Origin of the sequence: Clostridium septicum (assembly GCF_003606265.1) — a bacterium.
In the GTDB taxonomy this organism is placed as follows: Bacteria; Bacillota; Clostridia; order Clostridiales; family Clostridiaceae; genus Clostridium; species Clostridium septicum.
The window spans coordinates 2397169-2417508 of sequence record NZ_CP023671.1 but is presented as its reverse complement, the minus strand read 5'-3'; the positions used below and the strand labels follow the sequence as shown (position 1 = coordinate 2417508).

The window sequence follows — 20340 nt, the reverse complement described above, 5'->3', positions numbered from 1 at the left end:
TAACTTTTAGGTTTAATATTCACATCTTTTGCTAATACTACCTTTTGAGGAATTAATAATTTTAAATATTTAAGAGGTGGGAGAATGAATAAACTTTCAAGTAAACATTTTATATTATTTATAATTGGGGCTACACTTATTTCTTTAAAAACTTATCCTTCACTATTTATAAGTATAGGAGGAAGAGATACTTGGCTTTGTGCTCTAGTTGCCTCTATTATTTTTATTCTTTATGTATATTATATAATGAATATTTGTAAAAATACTGATACATATGATATTAAATTAATCTTTACCTCATCTTTATCTAAAACCTTAGGTAAAATTTTATTATTCATATTTTCTATAAACTTATTTTTATCAGCTTTGGAATCTGCGGCTATAGAAGCAAATGCTCTTCATTCAACATTTTTCATAGAAAGTCCAGTATGGTATGCTTTAATTTTCTTTTTGCTTCCATCAATCTTTTTACTTAATAAAAATGTAAGAACTATAGTTATTTTTGTATTGGTAGGTGTTGGATCATTAATTATAAATTCAATTCTATTTATATTGTTAACACAAGGCTATAAAAATATGGATTACGTTTTGCCTGTTCTCGGTAATGGGCTTAATAAAAACTTTTTTATTACAATTGCACTAATTATAGGATCTCTAAGCTCTTTCGCTATAACTATTCCATTTATGAAATATATGATTAAAAATGAGCATATAAAGATCCACAGTCTTTATGCCTCTTGTATTAGTACTGGGCTAATAGTTGTTTCTATCTTAGGAATAATAACCAGCTTTGGGCCTCTTAGATCAGCTAATATATTTTATCCTGAATTTGTTTTAGGGCAAAGAATTCAAATAGGTGGATTTTTAGAATTTGGAGAATTATTTTTTCTCTATCAAACAGTTGTTGGTTTTTTCATAAAATATATTTTATCTACTTATGGAATTTTAATAATATATAATAAACTTTTCTCTAATAGAAAATTATTTACATTAGTTTATACATTTTTAATATTTGTATTTTCTACATTTCTTGGAGGAAGCAACTTCATGTTATTTAAATTATTAAAGTACAATGAGATAACAAACCTAATTATATTTTTTGTAATTCCTGTAATAATTTTCACTATTTATAATATAAAATTTAAACATAGAATTAAAGCTAATTTAAAAAATGAAAATTAATTCCATAATTGTGAGAATAATAATAATTTTTCAACAAATTATACGTAAAGGATTGCAAAATTATTTATATATGTTATAATTAAATTGAATTTTAATAGTAGGCAAAAGTCTCAGATAATTTTACTCTTATCCTTGAAATTCAGAAGGTTCTAAGGTCAGAGAGTTATCAGGATTATACCCTATGAATTTTAAGGAGGATTTTAAAATGGAAGATAAGAAAATAATCTGTAAAGATTGTGGTAAAGAATTTTTATTCACAGTTGGAGAACAAGAATTTTATAAAGAAAAGGGATTTGATAACGATCCTGTAAGATGCCCTGACTGTAGAAGAGCTAGAAAAGCACAAAATAACAGAAGATAATTTTGTTTTAAAGATTAACCTTTTTGGTTAATCTTTTTTATTTTTATGAATATTTCTTTTATATTTGCAAATACTAATTATAATTGACTTACAAAAGACAAGATTACTTTATATTAGGAGGTTAATATGAATTTTACAAAATGGTTATTAACAATAATAGTACTAACACTTCTAACTGGAGTATTGTTTAAATTTACTACTACAGCATTAAACATAGTAATAATACTTTCCTTAATTTCAGTTCTAGTTGATATCCTTATAGATAGTAATACTTTTCATAAAGGAAAAATCAAAAATAATTTTTAATATAAAATAAGGTATGGAATTTAGTATGTAAATAAATTCATACCTTATTTTATATTAAATGGGTTTTTATTGACATAAAAATTGGGAAATTCTATAATTAAGGTATTATTAGTCAAAGTGCAGCATGAAAGGAGTACTTTTTATATGGAAAATAATACAATTGAAAAGAAAAAAGTTATTTTTAGTGGTATTCAACCATCTGGTGATTTAACTTTAGGAAACTATTTAGGAGCTATAAAAAATTGGGTAGCCCTTCAAGATGAATTCGATTGCTATTTTTGTGTGGTTGATTTACACGCAATTACTGTAAAACAAGAGCCTAAAGACTTAAGAAGAAGAACTTTAGAGTTACTTGCTATATATATATCTTCAGGAATTATCCCTGAAAAAAATACCTTATTTATTCAATCTCATGTACCAGCTCATAGTGAATGTGCATGGTTATTAACTTGTAATACTTATATGGGGGAACTTAGCAGAATGACCCAATATAAAGATAAATCAAAGAAATATGGTGACTCTATTGGTGCTGGATTATTTAACTATCCAACTTTAATGGCTGCTGATATACTTTTATATAACACTGATCTAGTGCCGGTTGGTCAAGATCAAAAACAACATCTAGAGCTTGCTCGTGATATTGCAAATAGATTTAATAATGTATATAGTCCTACTTTTAAAGTTCCAGATCCATATATTCCAAAGGTAGGAGCTAAAGTTATGAGTCTTCAAGATCCAACTAAAAAAATGTCTAAATCAGATGATAATCCAAATTCATATATTTTAATTATGGATTCTCCTGATGTTATTAGAAAAAAAGTGTCTAGAGCTGTTACAGATAGCATAGGTATCATTAACTATTGTGATGAACAACCAGGGGTTAAAAACCTTATTAATATTTTATGTGCCACAAAGGGTTCTACCCCTGAAGAACTTGTTAAGTACTATAAAGGAAAAGGTTATGCTGATTTAAAGAAAGATGTTGCTGAAGCTATAATTGCTGAATTAGAACCTGTTCAAAATAAAGTAAAAGATATTCTTGCAGACAAAAAATATTTAGAAGAAATCTATAAATCTGGAGCAGAAAAAGCTTCTTACAATGCAAATAAAATTCTTAGAAAGATGCAAAAAAAGATAGGATTTATCCCTAGATAATATAAAACTTAAGCATAGAGCCTTTATAAGCTCTATGCTTTTATGTCTTTTTAAGATTTTATTTCATATATTCCTGTATAATTTTTAAGTCTTATTATTCCTTCATAAATATTACAAATATATAGTCTTATACTATTTACATATAAAATCTAAATGATTTTCTAAGTTCTTTTAGCATTGCAAAAACTATATTGTTATATTTTACATTGTTTCAATTTCCTTTGAAATAATATTGGTATTCTTTTTAAATCTCCAGGTAATCTACTTTAATGAATAGATTTGAACTTATGTTTATATTATAAGTAAATAAATTTCATCATTGACATTTTATGTAAATAATAGTATTGTTAAATCGTTTCCTACAATTTGTTCTTAATTACAATTACTACTTGTTTTACTTATAAAAAAAGATGGATAATATTTAAAATATTTGAATCTGTTAAGTTGATATGAAAAAATAGCTTGATTTTTCATAGAATTACTTGCTCTTTGAAAATTATATAAGTTTGAATGTTTTATTGTATGGCAAATAAGCCTACAATAGCATTGATTTTTTGCAGGTTAATCAAAGGTATTAAATTTAATTAAGATGCTGAAAACCAAGAGTTTTTAGAAAAGCTATCGCTGGCGAAGCCGGCAACTTCTGCTGGAGTACAGTTATTTAATGATCCATGTGGTCTAATAAAGTTATAGTGAAAGATAAATAAATATATAAGGTTATTAGCTTTTTGAAAAGAGTTGAATCCTTTCTTGGTTTTATACCAGGCTTTAAATGTTTTATTAAATGATTCAATTAAATTATTATTTGTATCACTAGACATTGGAGCTACAGGAATATGAGTTGTATTGGGCAATAGCGTAGCCACGGCTTCATTATATGAAGGTAATCTATCAGTTATAAAATTAGCTGGTTCACCAAATTTTTTAGCTTCATTTACCAATGCGTATGCTGAATCAGAACTTCTAGATTTAGTTAAATGAAATGCTAAAATAAATCTAGTTTCTGAATCAATAGCTAACCAAAGGTAGTATCTTTCACCATTAATAAATACTACTGTTTCATCAGCGTGCCAATCGTCAGATTGTAAGTTTAAACTAGCTTTAAATTTATCAGCCTTTTGTTTAAAGAAAGGTGCAAATTTATTAGTCCAACTGGCTATCGTGACATGAGATACTTTAATTCCAGAGTTAATCATCAAGAATTGAGAAATGGCTCTTGTTGATGAATTATTTAAAAAATATAGTGTTAATGCAGTTAGTATTACATGTAGCGGAAAACGCATTCCTTTCATTGAAAGGGAACCACTAACTAATTCACTAGAAGCTGTATCAATATTGGTGGTGTGATGTTTTACTATTATGTGATTACACTTCTTGTTATTGCACTTATAGCGATTGTAATGTTTATATGCATGATGTAAGTAAGTTCCCTTACCGCATCTAGGACATTTAGGATTATTTAGTTTAGGACGTCCGTCACCGTCGCCTAGGACGAATTGGCGCTTACACTGCTTACATTGATACTTTTGTTTAGCCTGCTTATTCATACCAAACTTATATAGTTTATCAGAATTACAGCGTGGGCATTTTATATTAGTTTTGCTCATTGTTCTTCTCTCCTTTTCGAAGGGGGTATTATTTAGTCTTGCAAACCTATTGTATTTCCTTGGGTTGAGAAGAGCAATGTTCATATAACTTAACAGATCGAAATATTTAGTATGGGGGATTATTATGTTAAAAAAATATGGAAATGTCTTTAAATTTTTATTTGCAACTTTTTTAATAATATCTATTAGTGCATTTGGAATAGGTTGTAGAACAAAACTAAGTTATGAAAAAGAAAAAATTATAGGCACTGAAGATTCTATTACAAATGACTGGAGAAAAGAATCCTATATAAATGGCATTCTTTATCAATTATCAGCCGAGGTTAAAGGTTTACAATACCAAAGCTATAAACTTGCAACAGTACAACTTGATAAAAGAATTGCTGAAAGAGAATCTGGTATGTATAAAAAACCACTTGCTATAATTTCAGATATTGATGATACACTTGCTTCAGATTGTAATTATATTGCTGGAATTATCCTGCAGGATGAAAAATGGGATAATGGACCTTGGAATGGTTACTATGATTCAATCGCTTCAACTTCAAATGTTGCAATTCCAGGGGCTGTTGAATTTATGAACTATGCATCTAAAAATGGAATAGAAATATTCTATGTTACTAATAGAGAGCATACTCAGCTTAATTTATCAGTAGCTCAACTTCAACATTTAGGATTCCCTAATGCTGATAAAGAACATGTTAAGGTTTGTGATGAAAGTGGATCTTCAGATAAAACAGAAAGAAGAGAAAATATTCTTAAGGATTATGATGTTGTTATGTATTTAGGAGATAATATCGGTGACTTCACAGAAGATTTTTCAAAAGAATTAGGTACAATAAATAGAAATGAACTTGCTTCTGACCCTAAATATAAAGATCTTTGGGGAGATAAATATATATTATTACCAAATTCAACTTATGGAAACTATGTTGAATCAGTATGGAATAATAAAAAAGGTTTAACTGAAGACGAAAAAGTTCAAGCTATTAAAGAAATCCTAGATAATTATAGTTATAAAAATACTGATAAATTTGAACAATGGTATAAATCTATAAATTAAATTATAGTTTCATCTAAAGTAGTATTTGTAATTTAAGAATAAAATATAGTGTAACGTCGTCTATGTAAACTTTAAAATATATTCCAACTAAATTATCAGTAATAAATGACACACAATCTCACTATCATTTAGATACGATTTTATACTTCTTAAAGTTATCTAAGAATAAAAACGTATTCTTAGATAACTTTTTTATTTTGCTATATCTTAAAAGAAGTAAAGAGGCTATATTCCTCTGTACTTCTTTTAAGAAAATATTTTATAAAACTGCTAATTCACTTTCTTTATCAAATATATGAATAGCTTTTGTATCCATAGCAAATTTAGCTATCTGTCCATTTTGTAATTTAGTACTTCCATTTACTCTTACAGTCATTGCAACCCCATCTTTATTTATATAAATATAACTTTCTGCCCCCATTAATTCTGTTACTTCAACATTAGCATCGAATATGCTATCTGGATGTTCATTTATATAATTTGAGTCATCATACATATCTTCTGGTCTTATTCCTAATACTACAGTTTTTCCAATATAGCCTTTTTCTCTAATAATCTTTGCTTTATCTTCTGGTACAAGTATTGTTTCTTTTCCGAAATTCAAAGTAAGCTTTTCTCCAACTTCTTTCACCTCAGCATCTATAAAATTCATTTGTGGACTTCCGATAAATCCTGCAACAAACATATTAGCTGGATGTGAATATATTTCTTGTGGGCTATCAACTTGTTGAACAATACCATTCTTCATAACAACTATTCTTGTCCCCATTGTCATAGCTTCTGTTTGGTCATGAGTTACATATATAAATGTAGTTTGTAATTTTTGATGTAACTTAGATATTTCTGTTCTCATTTGAACTCTTAATTTAGCATCAAGATTTGATAAAGGCTCATCCATTAAGAATACCTTTGGCTCTCTAACAATGGCTCTTCCTAACGCAACTCTTTGTCTTTGTCCTCCTGATAAAGCCTTTGGTTTTCTATCCAATAAATGCTCTATATCAAGTATTTTTGCTGCTTCTCTAACCTTAACATCTATTTCAGCCTTTGGCATTTTTCTAAGCTTTAAACCAAAAGACATATTTTCATAAACCGTCATATGTGGATATAATGCATAGTTTTGGAAAACCATTGCTATATCTCTATCTGTTGGTGGTACATCATTTACTAATTTATCATCTATATATAATTCACCCTTAGATATTTCTTCTAATCCTGCTATCATTCTTAAAGTTGTTGATTTACCACAACCTGATGGTCCTACAAAAACTATAAATTCCTTATCTGCAATTTCTAAATTAAAATCCTTAACTGCTGTAACATCTCCTGGATATATTTTGTAAATATGTTGTAATGATAAATTTGCCATTTATAATCCCCCTCATTCTCTATACTTATTTAATACTTATCTTTTAACTGTCTTTATTGTAACCCTTTTCTTTTTTTCAGTCTATTATCATAATTCACAAAAAGAGATACTATTCTTTGTGCAATATGTATAGTAATTAATATAAAAAGGAAGTCTTACATGACTTCCTTTTTATATATAAATTATCTTTCCCAAGGCTTTGAACTTAAATACTCTATAAATGATTCTCTTAGCTCTTCCTTCTTTAAAGCATATTCAACAGTAGCTTGTAAAAAACCTAATTTATCTCCTACATCATATCTTCTGCCTTCAAAATTATAAGCATACATAGCTTCATTTCCGATTAAAGTTTTTAATGCATCAGTTAATTGTATTTCATTTCCTTTACCAGGTTTAGTATTTTCTAGTATTTCAAATATTTTAGGAGTAATAATATATCTTCCTAAAATAGCAACATTACTTGGTGCCTCCTCAATAGCAGGCTTCTCTACTAAATCCTTAACCTTATATACTCTATCCTCTATGTGAATTCCATCAACTATTCCATATTTATTTACATCTTCTGAATTTACTGTTTGAACTCCTAATATTGAAGTTTTATATTCACTATAACAATCCATTAGTTGTTTTAAACATGGCTTTTGTGAATCTACTACATCATCACCAAGTAAAACTGCAAAAGGTTCATTTCCTACAAAAGCTTTAGCACAGTAAATGGCATGACCTAATCCTCTTGGTTCTTTTTGTCTTATATAATGTATATCTACCATATCTGATATATCTCTAACTAATTCTAGTAACTCTTCTTTATGATTTTTAGCTAATTCCATTTCTAATTCTACTGATTTATCAAAATGATCTTCTATACATTTTTTATTTCTTCCTGTAATGATAAGGATTTCTTCTATCCCTGACGCTATTGCTTCTTCTATTATGTATTGTATAGTTGGTTTATCAACTATTGGAAGCATTTCTTTTGGTTGAGCCTTAGTTGCTGGTAAGAATCTTGTTCCTAGTCCAGCAGCAGGTATAATAGCTTTTCTTACCTTCATATATACACCTCTCAAATATAAAACTTTTAATAGTATTATAACATAATATATATTATAATACTATATATAACAAGCTTTATGTTAATATTTGTAAAATTAAAGTGCTAATATTAATTTATTTATAAAAAATAATAATATAAAATAATTTATATACTAATTATAAATTGTTATTTTAATAAGGAGGTTATTATGCATTTTATACCTATCATAAATATTTTAATAATTTTAGTATTATGCTATATATTATTTATTAAAATTTTAGATAATAAAAATTTATTCAAAATTTCCATAGGATTCTCATTATTTTATTTTATTTTAACTTTAATAATTTATTTTAATAATTTATCCCATGGTTTTGACTCTGGTATTCTTTATGGAAATATAGCCAATGCTCATTTTTGTGATGAGTTTAGATATTTTGAGGATTCAAAAATATTATATGGTCATTTTATTAATGATGGATTTAAACCATGGTTCAATAGATCATTACCTCCATGGGAATTTATTGATATAGATGGTCATCCTGGATTTGGTAACTATAATATTTTTGTAGTATTCCTATCTCTTTTAAGACTTATAGGTTTCAAAACTGTATTAGACTTTATAACATTAAAACTTATTTTTTATCCAATATCAATATTCTTTTTATATAAATTATTTAAAATTTATCTTGATGAAAAATACTCATTAATTTCTTTAATAATATTTAGTATATTACCTGGTTATATTCTAAATAATACTTTATTAATGAGAGATAACATTATACTATTTCTAGTAATAGTATGTTTTTATATTATTTTTTCTCACAACTTAAATCTCAAATATAAAACAATAGCATTAATTCCATTACTTTTATGTCTATTAATATTTAGAGCTTATCTTGCTCCTATTTTTATAGCTACAATAATATTTTGTTATAAGAATTCCAAGAAGATTTTTTCTTTTAGAGATGGTTTATTTTTTATTGTTATAATTTTTACATTAGTATTTTTTACAACATTTAAATTTAACAATGGTGAACTTATGATTTTTGGTGGTTTCTCTGATGAGCAAATACGGATACTACAAGAAGAATTTACTATACGTTATGGATCAGGTCTTATGACTCCATTAAAAGTTTTTTACTTAACTTTACTGCATATTTTTTATGTTCCACCATTCCTAAATTTTTGGTCTACTAATATAATATATTTAATTTTATTTTCAATGGGAAATATTTTCTCTGTTGTAACTTCTCTATTTTTTATTCCGTCATATTTTTATCTAGCCATAAAAAATAGAAATGAAAATATAATTTATTTATTAAAGTTTACTTTTTATTTCACCTTCTTATGTGGATTAATATTGGTGTCTAAAGATGGATTTATAATAACTCGTTTATCTTTAATGTGGACTCCACTTTTCTTTATTATAATAACTAAAATATTTTCTAGATAATAAAACACTATTTAAATATATATTTTCATAATAAATAAAAAAGCTGATTTTCGTATTTTTCGAAAATCAGCTTTTAATTTAAATAATTTTTATAAAGTTTTGTTTAATACAAATTACTTTTAAAATTGTTTAGCAACATTATTAGCTATTATTTCTGCTAATTTTTGTTGATTTGCTGGACTGCTTATGAATTCTGCCTCACTTTTATTAGTAATAAAGCCACTTTCAATTAATATAGATGGTACAGTTGTATGTTTTACTACTATAAATGCTTCATCTTTTGCTCCTCTATTTTGCATTGATAAAGCTTTTGAAGCTTCATCAACTATATTAGTCGCTAAATGTCTACTTTGTTGTAGCTTGTAATTATCATTATCTAATGCTTGTGTTTCTATAGCAAAACTCATCTCATTTTCAAGAGCAATACTCTTAGTACCTGGTTCCTCTGAGCTATAATATACTTCTATACCTTTTGCAGATGCTCCAGCTGAATTATGATGAATAGAAATAAATGCATCTGCATTAGTATTATTAGCTAAATTAACTCTTTCCATTAAGTTTGGATAAGTTTCCATTATTGTTGGATGTTCTCCTGGATCTCTAGCTAAAACTACGTAGAATCCTCTTTTTTCAAGTTCACTCTTTAACTTTAGTGAAATTTCCATATTTAATTCGCCTTCCACATAAGTTTTGTTATTATGTGTTGCTATTGCCCCTCTATCCCATGATAGATTATGACCTGGATCTACAACTATTACCTTGCTAGCATTAGCTTTTAAATCTAAGAAAGTTTTAAAACTTTTTGAAGTATTATTCTTAGAAATTACATCTACTTTTATTTCTATATTTCCTAATGGTATATCACTTATATCTATTACACCTTCATATCCTGCATTATTACCAGATGGATAACCTGGATACGCTGAATTAACATCAGGTCGTGAAGTTCCATAATTAATAGTTCCTTTATCTACTCCATTAACATATACTCTAACTTCTTTTACTCCATTAGGATTTATTGCCCATCCTCTTATCTTAACCTTATTTTTGTAGTACTTTACGTTTTCAATTGGATCATCTATTCTTCCTAATGTTTGCTTATCATCTTCGCCTCTAATTATAAATGATCTATTTAAATTAAACTTTGAACCATCCTTACTTATAACTTCTAATGTAATGTTTCGTTGTCCACTTGTTAATTTTTCTGTATTAACAATAAATTCAAATCCTGCTTTACCAGAATTACTATATAAAGGATATGCATTTGCTATATCTGATCTATCTAAACCAATATTTGCATTTCCTAAATAAGTTCCATCAATATAGACTTTTATTTGATCAACACCACTATTTGTAAGGGCCCATCCTCTAATTTTCATTTTGTTTCCAGATACTACAAGACCATCAGATGGTTCATCTATTCTTCCAATAGACTTTAATACGGATCTATTTACCTTTATATTCCTTTGAATATTGTAAACACTATCATCATTTCCAATAACTTGTGCTACAAGCTTTCTATCTCCATTTGCTATATCATCTATATTTATATTTATCTTAAATCCTGACTTATCTGCATTTGGATATTGTGGATATGCATTTGCTATATCTGGTCTATCTTGTCCTACATTTGTTTTAGCTTTTAGCTGTCCATCTACTAAAACTTTTATTTCTTTTACTCCAGATCCATTTACTGTCCATCCTCTTACTGTAACTGTATCACCTGTTACTTGTAATCCTTCTGATGGTTCGTCTATTCTTCCTAACGATTTTAAAGTATTTGTCTTTCTGTTTAAGTTTATTGTTCTTTCCATAGTGTAAACACTATTATCATTTCCAACTACTTCAGCGACAATTTTCTTTGCTCCATTTTGTATGTCGCTTACATTTACATCTACTTTAAATCCTGACTTACCTGCATTTGGATATTGTGGATATGCATTTGCTATATCTGGTCTATCTTGTCCTACATTTGTTTTAGCTTTTAGCTGTCCATCTACTAAAACTTTTATTTCTTTTACTCCAGATCCATTTACTGTCCATCCTCTTACTGTAACTGTATCACCTGTTACTTGTAATCCTTCTGATGGTTCGTCTATTCTTCCTAACGATTTTAAAGTATTTGTCTTTCTGTTTAAGTTTATTGTTCTTTCCATAGTGTAAACACTATTATCATTTCCAACTACTTCAGCGACAATTTTCTTTGCTCCATTTTGTATGTCGCTTACATTTACATCTACTTTAAATCCTGACTTACCTGCATTTGGATATTGTGGATATGCATTTGCTATATCTGGTCTATCTTGTCCTACATTTGTTTTAGCTTTTAGCTGTCCATCTACTAAAACTTTTATTTCTTTTACCCCAGATCCATTTACTGTCCATCCTCTTACTGTAACTGTATCACCTGTTACTTGTAATCCTTCTGATGGTTCGTCTATTCTTCCTAACGATTTTAAAGTATTTGTCTTTCTGTTTAAGTTTATTGTTCTTTCCATAGTGTAAACACTATTATCATTTCCAACTACTTCAGCGACAATTTTCTTTGCTCCATTTTGTATGTCGCTTACATTTACATCTACTTTAAATCCTGACTTACCTGCATTTGGATATTGTGGATATGCATTTGCTATATCTGGCCTATCTTGTCCTACATTTGTTTTAGCTTTTAGCTGTCCATCTACTAAAACTTTTATTTCTTTTACCCCAGATCCATTTACTGTCCATCCTCTTACTGTAACTGTATCACCTGTTACTTGTAATCCTTCTGATGGTTCGTCTATTCTTCCTAACGATTTTAAAGTATTTGTCTTTCTGTTTAAGTTTATTGTTCTTTCCATAGTGTAAACACTATTATCATTTCCAACTACTTCAGCGACAATTTTCTTTGCTCCATTTTGTATGTCGCTTACATTTACATCTACTTTAAATCCTGACTTACCTGCATTTGGATATTGTGGATATGCATTTGCTATATCTGGTCTATCTTGTCCTACATTTGTTTTAGCTTTTAGCTGTCCATCTACTAAAACTTTTATTTCTTTTACTCCAGATCCATTTACTGTCCATCCTCTTACTGTAACTGTATCACCTGTTACTTGTAATCCTTCTGATGGTTCGTCTATTCTTCCTAATGATGGTAATTTAGCTCTATCTATATTTATACTCTTCTCTAAATCATATGTAGAACCATCATTTCCAACCACTTCTAAGACAACTATTTTATTTCCATCTGATATATTTGTTAAATCAATCTGTGCATCAAAGCCACTATTTTGTGCATTTGGATATTGTGGATATGCACTTGCTATATCTGGTCTACTTTCGCCGTAATTAGCTTGTCCTAATGAAACATTGTCAATATATATATTTATTTGTTTTACTCCTGAACTATTCGCTGCCCATCCTCTTAGGTTTAAAGTATTACTCTTTACTATAGTTCCATCATCTGGCTCATCTACTCTACCTCTTGGCAAAAGTGATATACTGTAATATAAATCTAAAACCTCTTTTCCATAATTTGAGCTTGGAGCCCAATTTCCACCAAGACCCGCTACTGTTGGAGATTTTCCATATATAGTTTTGAAATGTCTTGGATCATAGGTAGAATCACTTGGAATATTACTTCCTTGCCAGTTTGATATATATTTCTCTTTAGGATAATTTTCTGCACCTGCATAAATTGCTAAATGATCTAAATGTGCAATTACTCCCTGTTCCCAATTATCAAATCTTTTGTGAGCATTAGGATCAGAATCACTACCACCTGATGAACTCTTTAATCCACAAGGGTTATAATATGTCTCATCTAATACTCCACCAAAATTTCCATACCCTGTTTCTTTGGCTGCTTGTACATATGCGACCAGCCAATTTATTTTTCCTCTTTCTTTTGCATATTTTTCATAAAGAGGTGCTAAACTAATAAAAGTATCAGTTGCATTTCGCTTTTTAGCCCATTCCTGAGCTTCTGATACCGTTACACTAGTTGTTGATATAATAGGTAGGTCGATTGATTTTTGGTCTATTTCTGAAGCAGATACTTGTATCCCTGTATAAGAAATATTAACTATCATTAAAAGTGCCATTACTATCCCAATAGTACGCTTTTTAATCGACATCTTACCCCTCCTTTCATTATTTATTTTTATATCCACCTTATTTTATCATATAGAAAATTTAATGTAAATATTTAACGAATTAACTACTTTTTCTTTGTTTAAATTGACCTTTATCCCAATATTTTATTATGATATAATAATTTGATGTTATTATATCTGAAAGGAGATCTAGTTATGACTATATTTAATAACGATAAAAAGTCATTTTACTTAAATCCACTTATTAATAAATTAATAATAACTTTATTTTTTATTTCGTTATTATTAATTCCATTTGACGATTTACCTTATTTTAATGCTTTAGGTGGATTAGGTAAAAGAGCATCTATTTATCCATTTTTATTAATGGTCCCTATAATAATTTTAGTTTTTTTTCAAAACAGAAAAATTTTCTATAAAAATTGTATAGAAAATAATTTAATATTTGCTTTTTATATTTCTTGTATTATAAGCGTTTTATTCAATATTACCGTAATACATAGTTCTGTATTTAAAGGACAAACTGGTATAAAAAGAGCAATTATTCAAATTGGATCAATTAGTTTATTATTGCTTTCCATGTATGCTATTCAATTTATAATCAATAAAAATAAACTTTCAATTATTACTATTAGAAAATTTATTTGTCTTTCTTTTATTCCTGTAGCTATTATTGGAATGTTGCAACTACTTAACTTATTAAAAATATATGACTTTTCATATATAATACAAAAATCCTCTTACTTTATTAATAATTCTTTAAGAGGTGATTTATATGGAACAAGAATTAGAGGTGTATCAGCTGAAGCATCTTATCTAGGTATGTATTGTGCTTTTTTATTTCCATGGTTTTTTAGTTATATACTAACTGAAAAGAAAAAAATATCTAAAGTAATTTTCTCTGTGATTTCTTTTATTATATTAGCCTTAGTAGTAGCAACTAAATCTAGAACTGCTACCATATTAATATTCGTAGATTTATTCGTAATTTTAGTTTTAATATTACTATTTTATAAATCTATTCGTGTCAAAATATTTTCATCTTTTATGATTGTTTTAATGGGTATATTTTTATTTGGATTTTCATCAAGTATGGATTATTTAATTAATCGTCCAAAGGCTCATCAAAATAATTCTCAACACTCATCTAATACAGTAAATAATTATCAAGTTGGACAATTAATTTCTTCTATATCTGATAATAATATAGATTCTAATATAGCAAGAAAATCCATGCAAAAAGCAGCATTTAAAATTGGACTAGATAATCCTGTATTAGGAGTAGGTATTGGACAATTTGGATTCCATTTAAATAATTATTTGGATAAAGATGCTTTTAACAACTCTCATGAGGTAAGGGTGTGGTCCAATAATGAAGTCTCTACATGGCCCCCAGTTCATTCACTTTATCATAGAATTTTTGCTGAAGAAGGTTCTGTAGGTCTTTTATTATATCTTTTATTTATTATAATTATTTGTCTAAAGTTGTTCATTAAGATAATAACTAATAAAAATAATCTTTTTGGGATAATATTACTATCTAGTTATGGAACCATATTAATCGGTCAATTAACTCTTGATCAATTTGTAATACCTCAATTTTGGATTATGACATCAATTATAATTTTATATAATAATGATTTAATAACTCTACAAGAGTCTATATAAAAAATAAAAAGTAGGTAAAACCTACTTTTTATTTTTTATACATTTCATTATAATAATTTTGATAATCTCCAGAAGTTATGTTTTCCATCCAATTTTTATTATCTAAGTACCATTTAATAGTTTTAACTATTCCTACTTCAAAAGTTGTTTCTGGATACCAACCAAGCTCTTCTTTTATCTTAGTTGGATCTATTCCATATCTTCTATCGTGGCCTTTTCTATCTTCAACAAATTTCTTTAAATTTTCTGTTACTTCTTTATCTACATTTTCATTTATATAGTTAATAACTGTATCTACTATTTGTATGTTTGTTCTTTCATTATGTCCACCAACATTATAAACTTCACCTAATCTACCATTATTTATAACCATATCTATAGCTTTAGCATGATCTTCAACAAATAACCAATCTCTAATATTCATTCCATCACCATATATAGGTAAATCTTTATGTTGCAAACAATTATTTATTAAAAGTGGTATTAGTTTTTCTGGGAATTGGAAAGGACCATAATTATTTGAACATCTTGTTATATTAATTGGCATTTTATAAGTATCTGCATATGCCTTCACCATTAAATCTGAACTAGCCTTACTTGATGAATAAGGACTATGTGGATCTAACGGAGTAGTTTCCATAAAATATCCTGTCTCGCCAAGTGAACCATAAACTTCATCAGTTGAAACATGAAGGAACTTAACGCCTTCTTTCCATCCATCATTTACTTCCCATGCATTCTTTGCACAATTTAATAAGTTAACTGTTCCTAAAACATTTGTTTTAACAAATATCTCTGGTTCTTTTATACTTCTATCAACATGTGATTCTGCGGCAAAATGAACAACATAATCTATTTCATATTTTTCAAAAAGGCTTGATACTAATTCCTTATCGCAAATATCTCCTTGAACAAATATATGCCTTTTATCCCCTTCGATTGCTTTTAAATTCTCTAAATTTCCTGCATAAGTTAATTTATCTAAATTAATAATTCTTATGTCGTTATACTTTTTAAGAATATATAATACGAAGTTAGATCCTATAAATCCAGCTCCTCCAGTAACTAAGTAAGTTTTCATAATAGTTCACTCCTAATAATTAAAATTATATTATTAATAAATAAAAGGTACTTCTAATTCTTTTAATGTCTTTTGAACTTTATCTTTTTCAGATAGTAGGATATTCTCTATTCCATCTAATGGCCACTCTATGCCAACATCTGGATCATTCCATAAAAGTCCACTATCATATTCTGGCGCATAAAAATCTGTACATTTATAGTTAAATACTGCTTCATCTGAAACTACTAAAAATCCATGTGCAAATCCTTCTGGAACATAGAATTGTCTCTTATTTTCTTGCGTAAGAAGTACTCCCTCCCATTGTCCATAGGTAGGTGATCCTTTTCTTAAATCAACTGCTACATCATAAACTTCTCCACTTGTAACTCTTACAAGCTTTCCTTGGGTATGCTTTGTTTGAAAATGCATTCCTCTTAAAACACCTTTTTTTGATTTTGATTCATTATCTTGAACAAATTCCATAGTAAGACCAGCTTCAAAAAAATCCTTTTTACTGTAAGTCTCCATGAAATAACCTCTATTATCTCCAAAAACTTTAGGCTCTATTATATATAAATCCTTTATCTTAGTTTCTATAAACTTAAATTTGCCCATTTTTATTACTCCTCTATTATATCCATTAAATATTTCCCATAACCAGTTTTTAATAAAGGTTTAGCTAACTCTTTAACCTCATCTTGAGATATCCATCCTTTTCTATAAGCTATTTCTTCTAAACATGCTATATATGTTCCTTGAGTATTTTGAACCGCTTCTACAAAATTTGACGCTTGCAACATTGATGCATGTGTTCCTGTGTCAAGCCATGCCATACCTCTTCCTAATAGATTTACTGTTAGATTTCCCTCTTCCATATAAACTCTATTTAAATCTGTAATTTCTAACTCACCTCTAGCTGAAGGCTTTAACTCTTTTGCTTTTTTTACTACAGAATTGTCATAAAAATATAACCCTGGTACAGCATATTTTGATTTAGGATTTTCTGGTTTTTCTTCTAATGAAATAACTTTACCTTCTGAATCAAATTCAACAACTCCAAAAGCCTTTGGATTTTGAACATAATATCCAAAAACCATTGCACCTTCCTTTAATTCTGAGGCTTCTTTTAAACGTTCACTGAAACTTTGTCCGTAAAATATATTATCTCCTAATATCATTGCTACATTATCGCTACCTATAAAGTCTTCTCCAATTATAAATGCTTCTGCTAGTCCATTAGGCGCCTCTTGAATTGCATATTCTATATTTAAACCTAATTCAGATCCGTCTTTAAATAATTCCTTAAAATTAATTATATCTCTTGGAGTAGATATAATTAATATGTCACGTATTCCTGCTAACATCAAAACTGACATAGGATAATAAATCATTGGTTTATCATATATTGGAACCATTTGCTTTGACATAGCTTTTGTTACAGGATAAAGTCTAGTGCCAGACCCTCCTGCTAAAATTATACCCTTCATATTAATCCTCCCTTTAGAATTACTTTGTATATTTATCTTTATTGTTCATAAAACACTTAAGAGCTTCTTCCCATTCTCTCATTTCATCACCTATAGTATTTCTTAACATCATATTATCTAATGAAGAATATTCTGGCCTCTTTGCTGGCGTTTTATATTCATCTGATGTTACAGGCAATACTTCACAGTCTATACCTGAATATTCTATAATCTTACTTGCAAAATCATACCAAGTACATTCTCCATCACCAGTACAGTGATATATTCCATATTCCTCTGTTACCGCTAATTTTAATACATGATACGCTAAATCTTCCGCATTAGTTGGATTACCTCTTTGATCATTTACTACTGTAAGCTTTCCTCTTTCTCTTCCTGCATTCATTATAGTATAAACAAAATTTTTCCCAAAATATCCATAAAGCCATGCAGTTCTAACTATAAAATATCTTGAACAAAAATCCTTAACATAATTTTCTCCAAGAAGCTTAGTTTTTCCATATGCGCTTATAGGCACTGTAATATCACATTCTTTTAATGGACTTGATCCTTTGCCATCAAATACATAATCTGTGGATATATGTACTAATTTAGCACCAATTTCTTCAGATACAATTGCTAAATTCCTTCCACCCAAAGCATTTACTTTAAATGCTAAATCATAATTACTTTCACATCCATCTACATTAGTAAATGCAGCTGAATTTATAATAATATTAGGCTTCTCTTTATTTAATATACTTTTTACCTGATCTATATTTGTTATATCTAAATCATCAATGTCCATACAAACCAGTTCCGCATTTATAATATCTTTAGGTAAACTTCCTAACTCAGATTTTTTTTCCTTTATTATTTTTATTATTTGCTGTCCTAATTGTCCTTTTGCACCTAATAATAATATTTTCATATTTTCCTCCTTAATTAAAGAATTTATGAAGCATTCTCATCTCCAAAAATAACAAAAAAAGTCTTAAAAATTAGTTTGATATCTATCCAACAATTTCTTTCTCTAACATATTTAATATCTAATTCCATCCATTCTTTAAAACCAATACTATTTCTCCCCATAACTTGCCAATAACAAGTTAATCCTGGTAATACATCTAATCTTTCCATCATCCATGGTTCAAATTTCTCAACTTCAGATGGTAAACTTGGTCTTGGACCGACTAAACTCATTTCTCCTTTTATTATATTTATTAATTGTGGAAGTTCATCTATGCTTGTTTTTCTTATAAATTTTCCTATCTTGGTTATTCTCGGATCTTCCTTAATTTTAAACATAGGTCCAGTCATCTCATTTTTATTTTCTAGCTTTTTCTTAAGCTCTTCTGCATTTACGACCATAGATCTAAATTTATACATTTTGAATATTTTACCGTTCTTACCTACTCTATCTTGTTTAAAAATAATAGGCCCTTTTGAGTCTATTAATATTAAAAAAGATACAATTAAAAGTAATGGACTTAATAATATTAAAGCTGATAGTGATATAATAATATCTGTGACTCTTTTTATAATCGGATACAAAACTGACTGTTTTCTTTCTTGACCGTTAACATTAATCATATCTAACACCTTCTATATATTTTTTTCCTTCTTTTATTCCCTCTATAATTGCAGAATATCTTTCTTTGTCTTTTTTAAATATATATTTTATTAACTTTATTATTCGTGTTGAATAGAAAAATAATACACTAGCAATATAACGAGTTTTGTCCACTTTATATTTATATTTATTCATAAATATAATTCTATTCCTTGTTCCCCACTTAATAGAAAATGCTGAATCCTCCCCACCTGATGATGAACTAACCTTGTGATATATTATGGATTCTTTCAAGTTAATTAAATTATATCCTGCGTCCTTAACCATTACACAATAATCTACATCTTCATAGTACATAAAATACTCTTCAGGTAAATAACCAATCTGTTCTATTAAATTTCTATTTATTAACATACAACATCCTGTTAAAAATGAAACATTCTCTTTTATTTTATCACTATTTTGGGTAGATATTTTTTTACCAATGTTGTTATGATTAACTATAAATTTAAACCAATCTATTTCTCCACCATCAAACCAAATCTTATTCTTTTCAGGATAATACATGATTCTAGGTCCAATTATTCCTATATTAGGATTACTATTCATCTCATTAAGTAGTAGCTCTATTGATCCTTTCTCTATTAAAGTATCATTATTTAATAACATTATATATTTAAAATTGTTATCTATAGCCCACTTAATTCCAACATTATTACCTTGTGCAAACCCCTCATTTACTGGGTTTAAAATCAATTTATATCTTTTTTTATTTTTAATTAAAATGTCTTTAGAATCATTTGTAGAATTATTATCAACAACAATAATAGTATAATCACTTTCACAATTTTTCTCAATACTTTCAACACACTCTAATGTATCTTCAACATTATTATAATTTAAAAGTATTATTGCAAGTTCCTTCATATATATCTCCT

The 20340-nt window shown here is 27.9% G+C and carries 17 protein-coding genes; 7 read left to right on the top strand and 10 right to left on the bottom strand.

Annotated elements, in window-relative coordinates; all coding sequences use genetic code 11:
- Positions 1 to 84: 84 nt before the first annotated feature.
- The 4 genes from CP523_RS11075 to trpS all read left to right on the top strand — a co-directional run bounded on the left by CP523_RS11075 (position 85) and on the right by trpS (position 3004).
- Entirely contained in the window at positions 85 to 1182 is a 1098-nt protein-coding gene (locus CP523_RS11075) for an endospore germination permease (protein ID WP_066677100.1), read from the top strand.
- Between the two features lie 205 nt (positions 1183 to 1387).
- Positions 1388 to 1543, top strand: coding sequence for a zinc-ribbon domain-containing protein (locus CP523_RS11070; RefSeq protein WP_066677102.1), 156 nt, complete (start codon positions 1388 to 1390; stop codon positions 1541 to 1543).
- 126 nt (positions 1544 to 1669) lie between these two features.
- Complete coding sequence (locus CP523_RS11065; RefSeq protein WP_066677104.1) at positions 1670 to 1849, top strand: hypothetical protein; 180 nt, start codon at positions 1670 to 1672, stop codon at positions 1847 to 1849.
- Between the two features lie 144 nt (positions 1850 to 1993).
- Entirely contained in the window at positions 1994 to 3004 is a 1011-nt protein-coding gene (gene trpS / locus CP523_RS11060) for a tryptophan--tRNA ligase (RefSeq protein WP_066677106.1), read from the top strand.
- A 584-nt stretch (positions 3005 to 3588) separates the two neighbouring features.
- On the opposite strand, the gene CP523_RS11055 is transcribed toward trpS, so the two are convergent.
- A complete protein-coding gene (locus tag CP523_RS11055) occupies positions 3589 to 4611 on the bottom strand; it encodes an IS6 family transposase (RefSeq protein ID WP_120140380.1) in 1023 nt (340 codons plus the stop codon).
- 124 nt (positions 4612 to 4735) lie between these two features.
- Here CP523_RS11055 and CP523_RS11050 point away from each other — a divergent pair, with 124 nt between their 5' ends.
- Positions 4736 to 5674 carry a 5'-nucleotidase, lipoprotein e(P4) family gene (locus CP523_RS11050; RefSeq protein WP_066677109.1) on the top strand — a complete coding sequence of 313 codons (939 nt, stop codon included), beginning with the start codon at positions 4736 to 4738 and terminating at the stop codon, positions 5672 to 5674.
- Between the two features lie 259 nt (positions 5675 to 5933).
- Here CP523_RS11050 and CP523_RS11045 read toward each other — a convergent pair whose 3' ends face one another.
- Both CP523_RS11045 and galU read right to left on the bottom strand, forming a co-directional pair.
- On the bottom strand, positions 5934 to 7043 hold the full coding sequence (locus tag CP523_RS11045; RefSeq protein ID WP_066677111.1) for an ABC transporter ATP-binding protein: 1110 nt from the start codon (positions 7041 to 7043) through the stop codon (positions 5934 to 5936).
- Positions 7044 to 7225: 182 nt separating this feature from the next.
- Positions 7226 to 8095 (bottom strand): UTP--glucose-1-phosphate uridylyltransferase GalU, encoded by an 870-nt coding sequence (galU, locus tag CP523_RS11040; protein WP_066677113.1) that lies wholly within the window; start codon positions 8093 to 8095, stop codon positions 7226 to 7228.
- Between the two features lie 189 nt (positions 8096 to 8284).
- Here galU and CP523_RS11035 point away from each other — a divergent pair, with 189 nt between their 5' ends.
- Positions 8285 to 9532, top strand: coding sequence for a hypothetical protein (locus tag CP523_RS11035; protein WP_066677114.1), 1248 nt, complete (start codon positions 8285 to 8287; stop codon positions 9530 to 9532).
- Positions 9533 to 9651: 119 nt separating this feature from the next.
- Here CP523_RS11035 and CP523_RS11030 read toward each other — a convergent pair whose 3' ends face one another.
- The gene (locus tag CP523_RS11030; protein WP_120140853.1) at positions 9652 to 13653 is read right to left on the bottom strand and encodes an N-acetylmuramoyl-L-alanine amidase; all 4002 of its coding nucleotides are present in this window, start codon (positions 13651 to 13653) and stop codon (positions 9652 to 9654) included.
- Positions 13654 to 13827: 174 nt separating this feature from the next.
- Between CP523_RS11030 and CP523_RS11025 the strand changes: the two genes are divergently transcribed.
- Positions 13828 to 15300: an O-antigen ligase family protein gene (locus CP523_RS11025; protein ID WP_066677120.1), complete on the top strand. Its 1473-nt coding sequence runs from the start codon at positions 13828 to 13830 to the stop codon at positions 15298 to 15300.
- Positions 15301 to 15328: 28 nt separating this feature from the next.
- Here CP523_RS11025 and rfbB read toward each other — a convergent pair whose 3' ends face one another.
- Genes rfbB through CP523_RS10995 form a run of 6 tightly spaced genes read right to left on the bottom strand, consistent with a single transcriptional unit; the run spans position 15329 to position 20329 of the window.
- Positions 15329 to 16381, bottom strand: a complete 1053-nt coding sequence (gene rfbB / locus CP523_RS11020) for a dTDP-glucose 4,6-dehydratase (RefSeq protein WP_066677676.1) — start codon at positions 16379 to 16381, stop codon at positions 15329 to 15331.
- A gap of 33 nt (positions 16382 to 16414) precedes the next feature.
- On the bottom strand, positions 16415 to 16978 hold the full coding sequence (gene rfbC / locus CP523_RS11015; protein WP_066677671.1) for a dTDP-4-dehydrorhamnose 3,5-epimerase: 564 nt from the start codon (positions 16976 to 16978) through the stop codon (positions 16415 to 16417).
- A gap of 5 nt (positions 16979 to 16983) precedes the next feature.
- Positions 16984 to 17850: a glucose-1-phosphate thymidylyltransferase RfbA gene (rfbA, locus tag CP523_RS11010; RefSeq protein ID WP_066677669.1), complete on the bottom strand. Its 867-nt coding sequence runs from the start codon at positions 17848 to 17850 to the stop codon at positions 16984 to 16986.
- Between the two features lie 19 nt (positions 17851 to 17869).
- Entirely contained in the window at positions 17870 to 18760 is an 891-nt protein-coding gene (gene rfbD / locus CP523_RS11005; protein ID WP_066677667.1) for a dTDP-4-dehydrorhamnose reductase, read from the bottom strand.
- A gap of 23 nt (positions 18761 to 18783) precedes the next feature.
- A complete protein-coding gene (locus tag CP523_RS11000) occupies positions 18784 to 19422 on the bottom strand; it encodes a sugar transferase (RefSeq protein ID WP_066677665.1) in 639 nt (212 codons plus the stop codon).
- Complete coding sequence (locus CP523_RS10995; protein ID WP_066677664.1) at positions 19415 to 20329, bottom strand: glycosyltransferase family 2 protein; 915 nt, start codon at positions 20327 to 20329, stop codon at positions 19415 to 19417. Before CP523_RS10995 ends, CP523_RS11000 begins: the two co-directional genes overlap by 8 nt.
- Between the last annotated feature and the right edge of the window lie 11 nt (positions 20330 to 20340).

Bases quoted from the DNA above. Each gene is read 5' to 3' on its own strand.
- CP523_RS11075 (WP_066677100.1), top strand. From the start codon at position 85: ATGAATAAACTTTCAAGTAAACATTTTATATTATTTATAATTGGGGCT.
- CP523_RS11070 (WP_066677102.1), top strand. From the start codon at position 1,388: ATGGAAGATAAGAAAATAATCTGTAAAGATTGTGGTAAAGAATTTTTA.
- CP523_RS11065 (WP_066677104.1), top strand. From the start codon at position 1,670: ATGAATTTTACAAAATGGTTATTAACAATAATAGTACTAACACTTCTA.
- trpS (WP_066677106.1), top strand. From the start codon at position 1,994: ATGGAAAATAATACAATTGAAAAGAAAAAAGTTATTTTTAGTGGTATT.
- CP523_RS11055 (WP_120140380.1), bottom strand. From the start codon at position 4,611: ATGAGCAAAACTAATATAAAATGCCCACGCTGTAATTCTGATAAACTA.
- CP523_RS11050 (WP_066677109.1), top strand. From the start codon at position 4,736: ATGTTAAAAAAATATGGAAATGTCTTTAAATTTTTATTTGCAACTTTT.
- CP523_RS11045 (WP_066677111.1), bottom strand. From the start codon at position 7,043: ATGGCAAATTTATCATTACAACATATTTACAAAATATATCCAGGAGAT.
- galU (WP_066677113.1), bottom strand. From the start codon at position 8,095: ATGAAGGTAAGAAAAGCTATTATACCTGCTGCTGGACTAGGAACAAGA.
- CP523_RS11035 (WP_066677114.1), top strand. From the start codon at position 8,285: ATGCATTTTATACCTATCATAAATATTTTAATAATTTTAGTATTATGC.
- CP523_RS11030 (WP_120140853.1), bottom strand. From the start codon at position 13,653: ATGTCGATTAAAAAGCGTACTATTGGGATAGTAATGGCACTTTTAATG.
- CP523_RS11025 (WP_066677120.1), top strand. From the start codon at position 13,828: ATGACTATATTTAATAACGATAAAAAGTCATTTTACTTAAATCCACTT.
- rfbB (WP_066677676.1), bottom strand. From the start codon at position 16,381: ATGAAAACTTACTTAGTTACTGGAGGAGCTGGATTTATAGGATCTAAC.
- rfbC (WP_066677671.1), bottom strand. From the start codon at position 16,978: ATGGGCAAATTTAAGTTTATAGAAACTAAGATAAAGGATTTATATATA.
- rfbA (WP_066677669.1), bottom strand. From the start codon at position 17,850: ATGAAGGGTATAATTTTAGCAGGAGGGTCTGGCACTAGACTTTATCCT.
- rfbD (WP_066677667.1), bottom strand. From the start codon at position 18,760: ATGAAAATATTATTATTAGGTGCAAAAGGACAATTAGGACAGCAAATA.
- CP523_RS11000 (WP_066677665.1), bottom strand. From the start codon at position 19,422: ATGATTAATGTTAACGGTCAAGAAAGAAAACAGTCAGTTTTGTATCCG.
- CP523_RS10995 (WP_066677664.1), bottom strand. From the start codon at position 20,329: ATGAAGGAACTTGCAATAATACTTTTAAATTATAATAATGTTGAAGAT.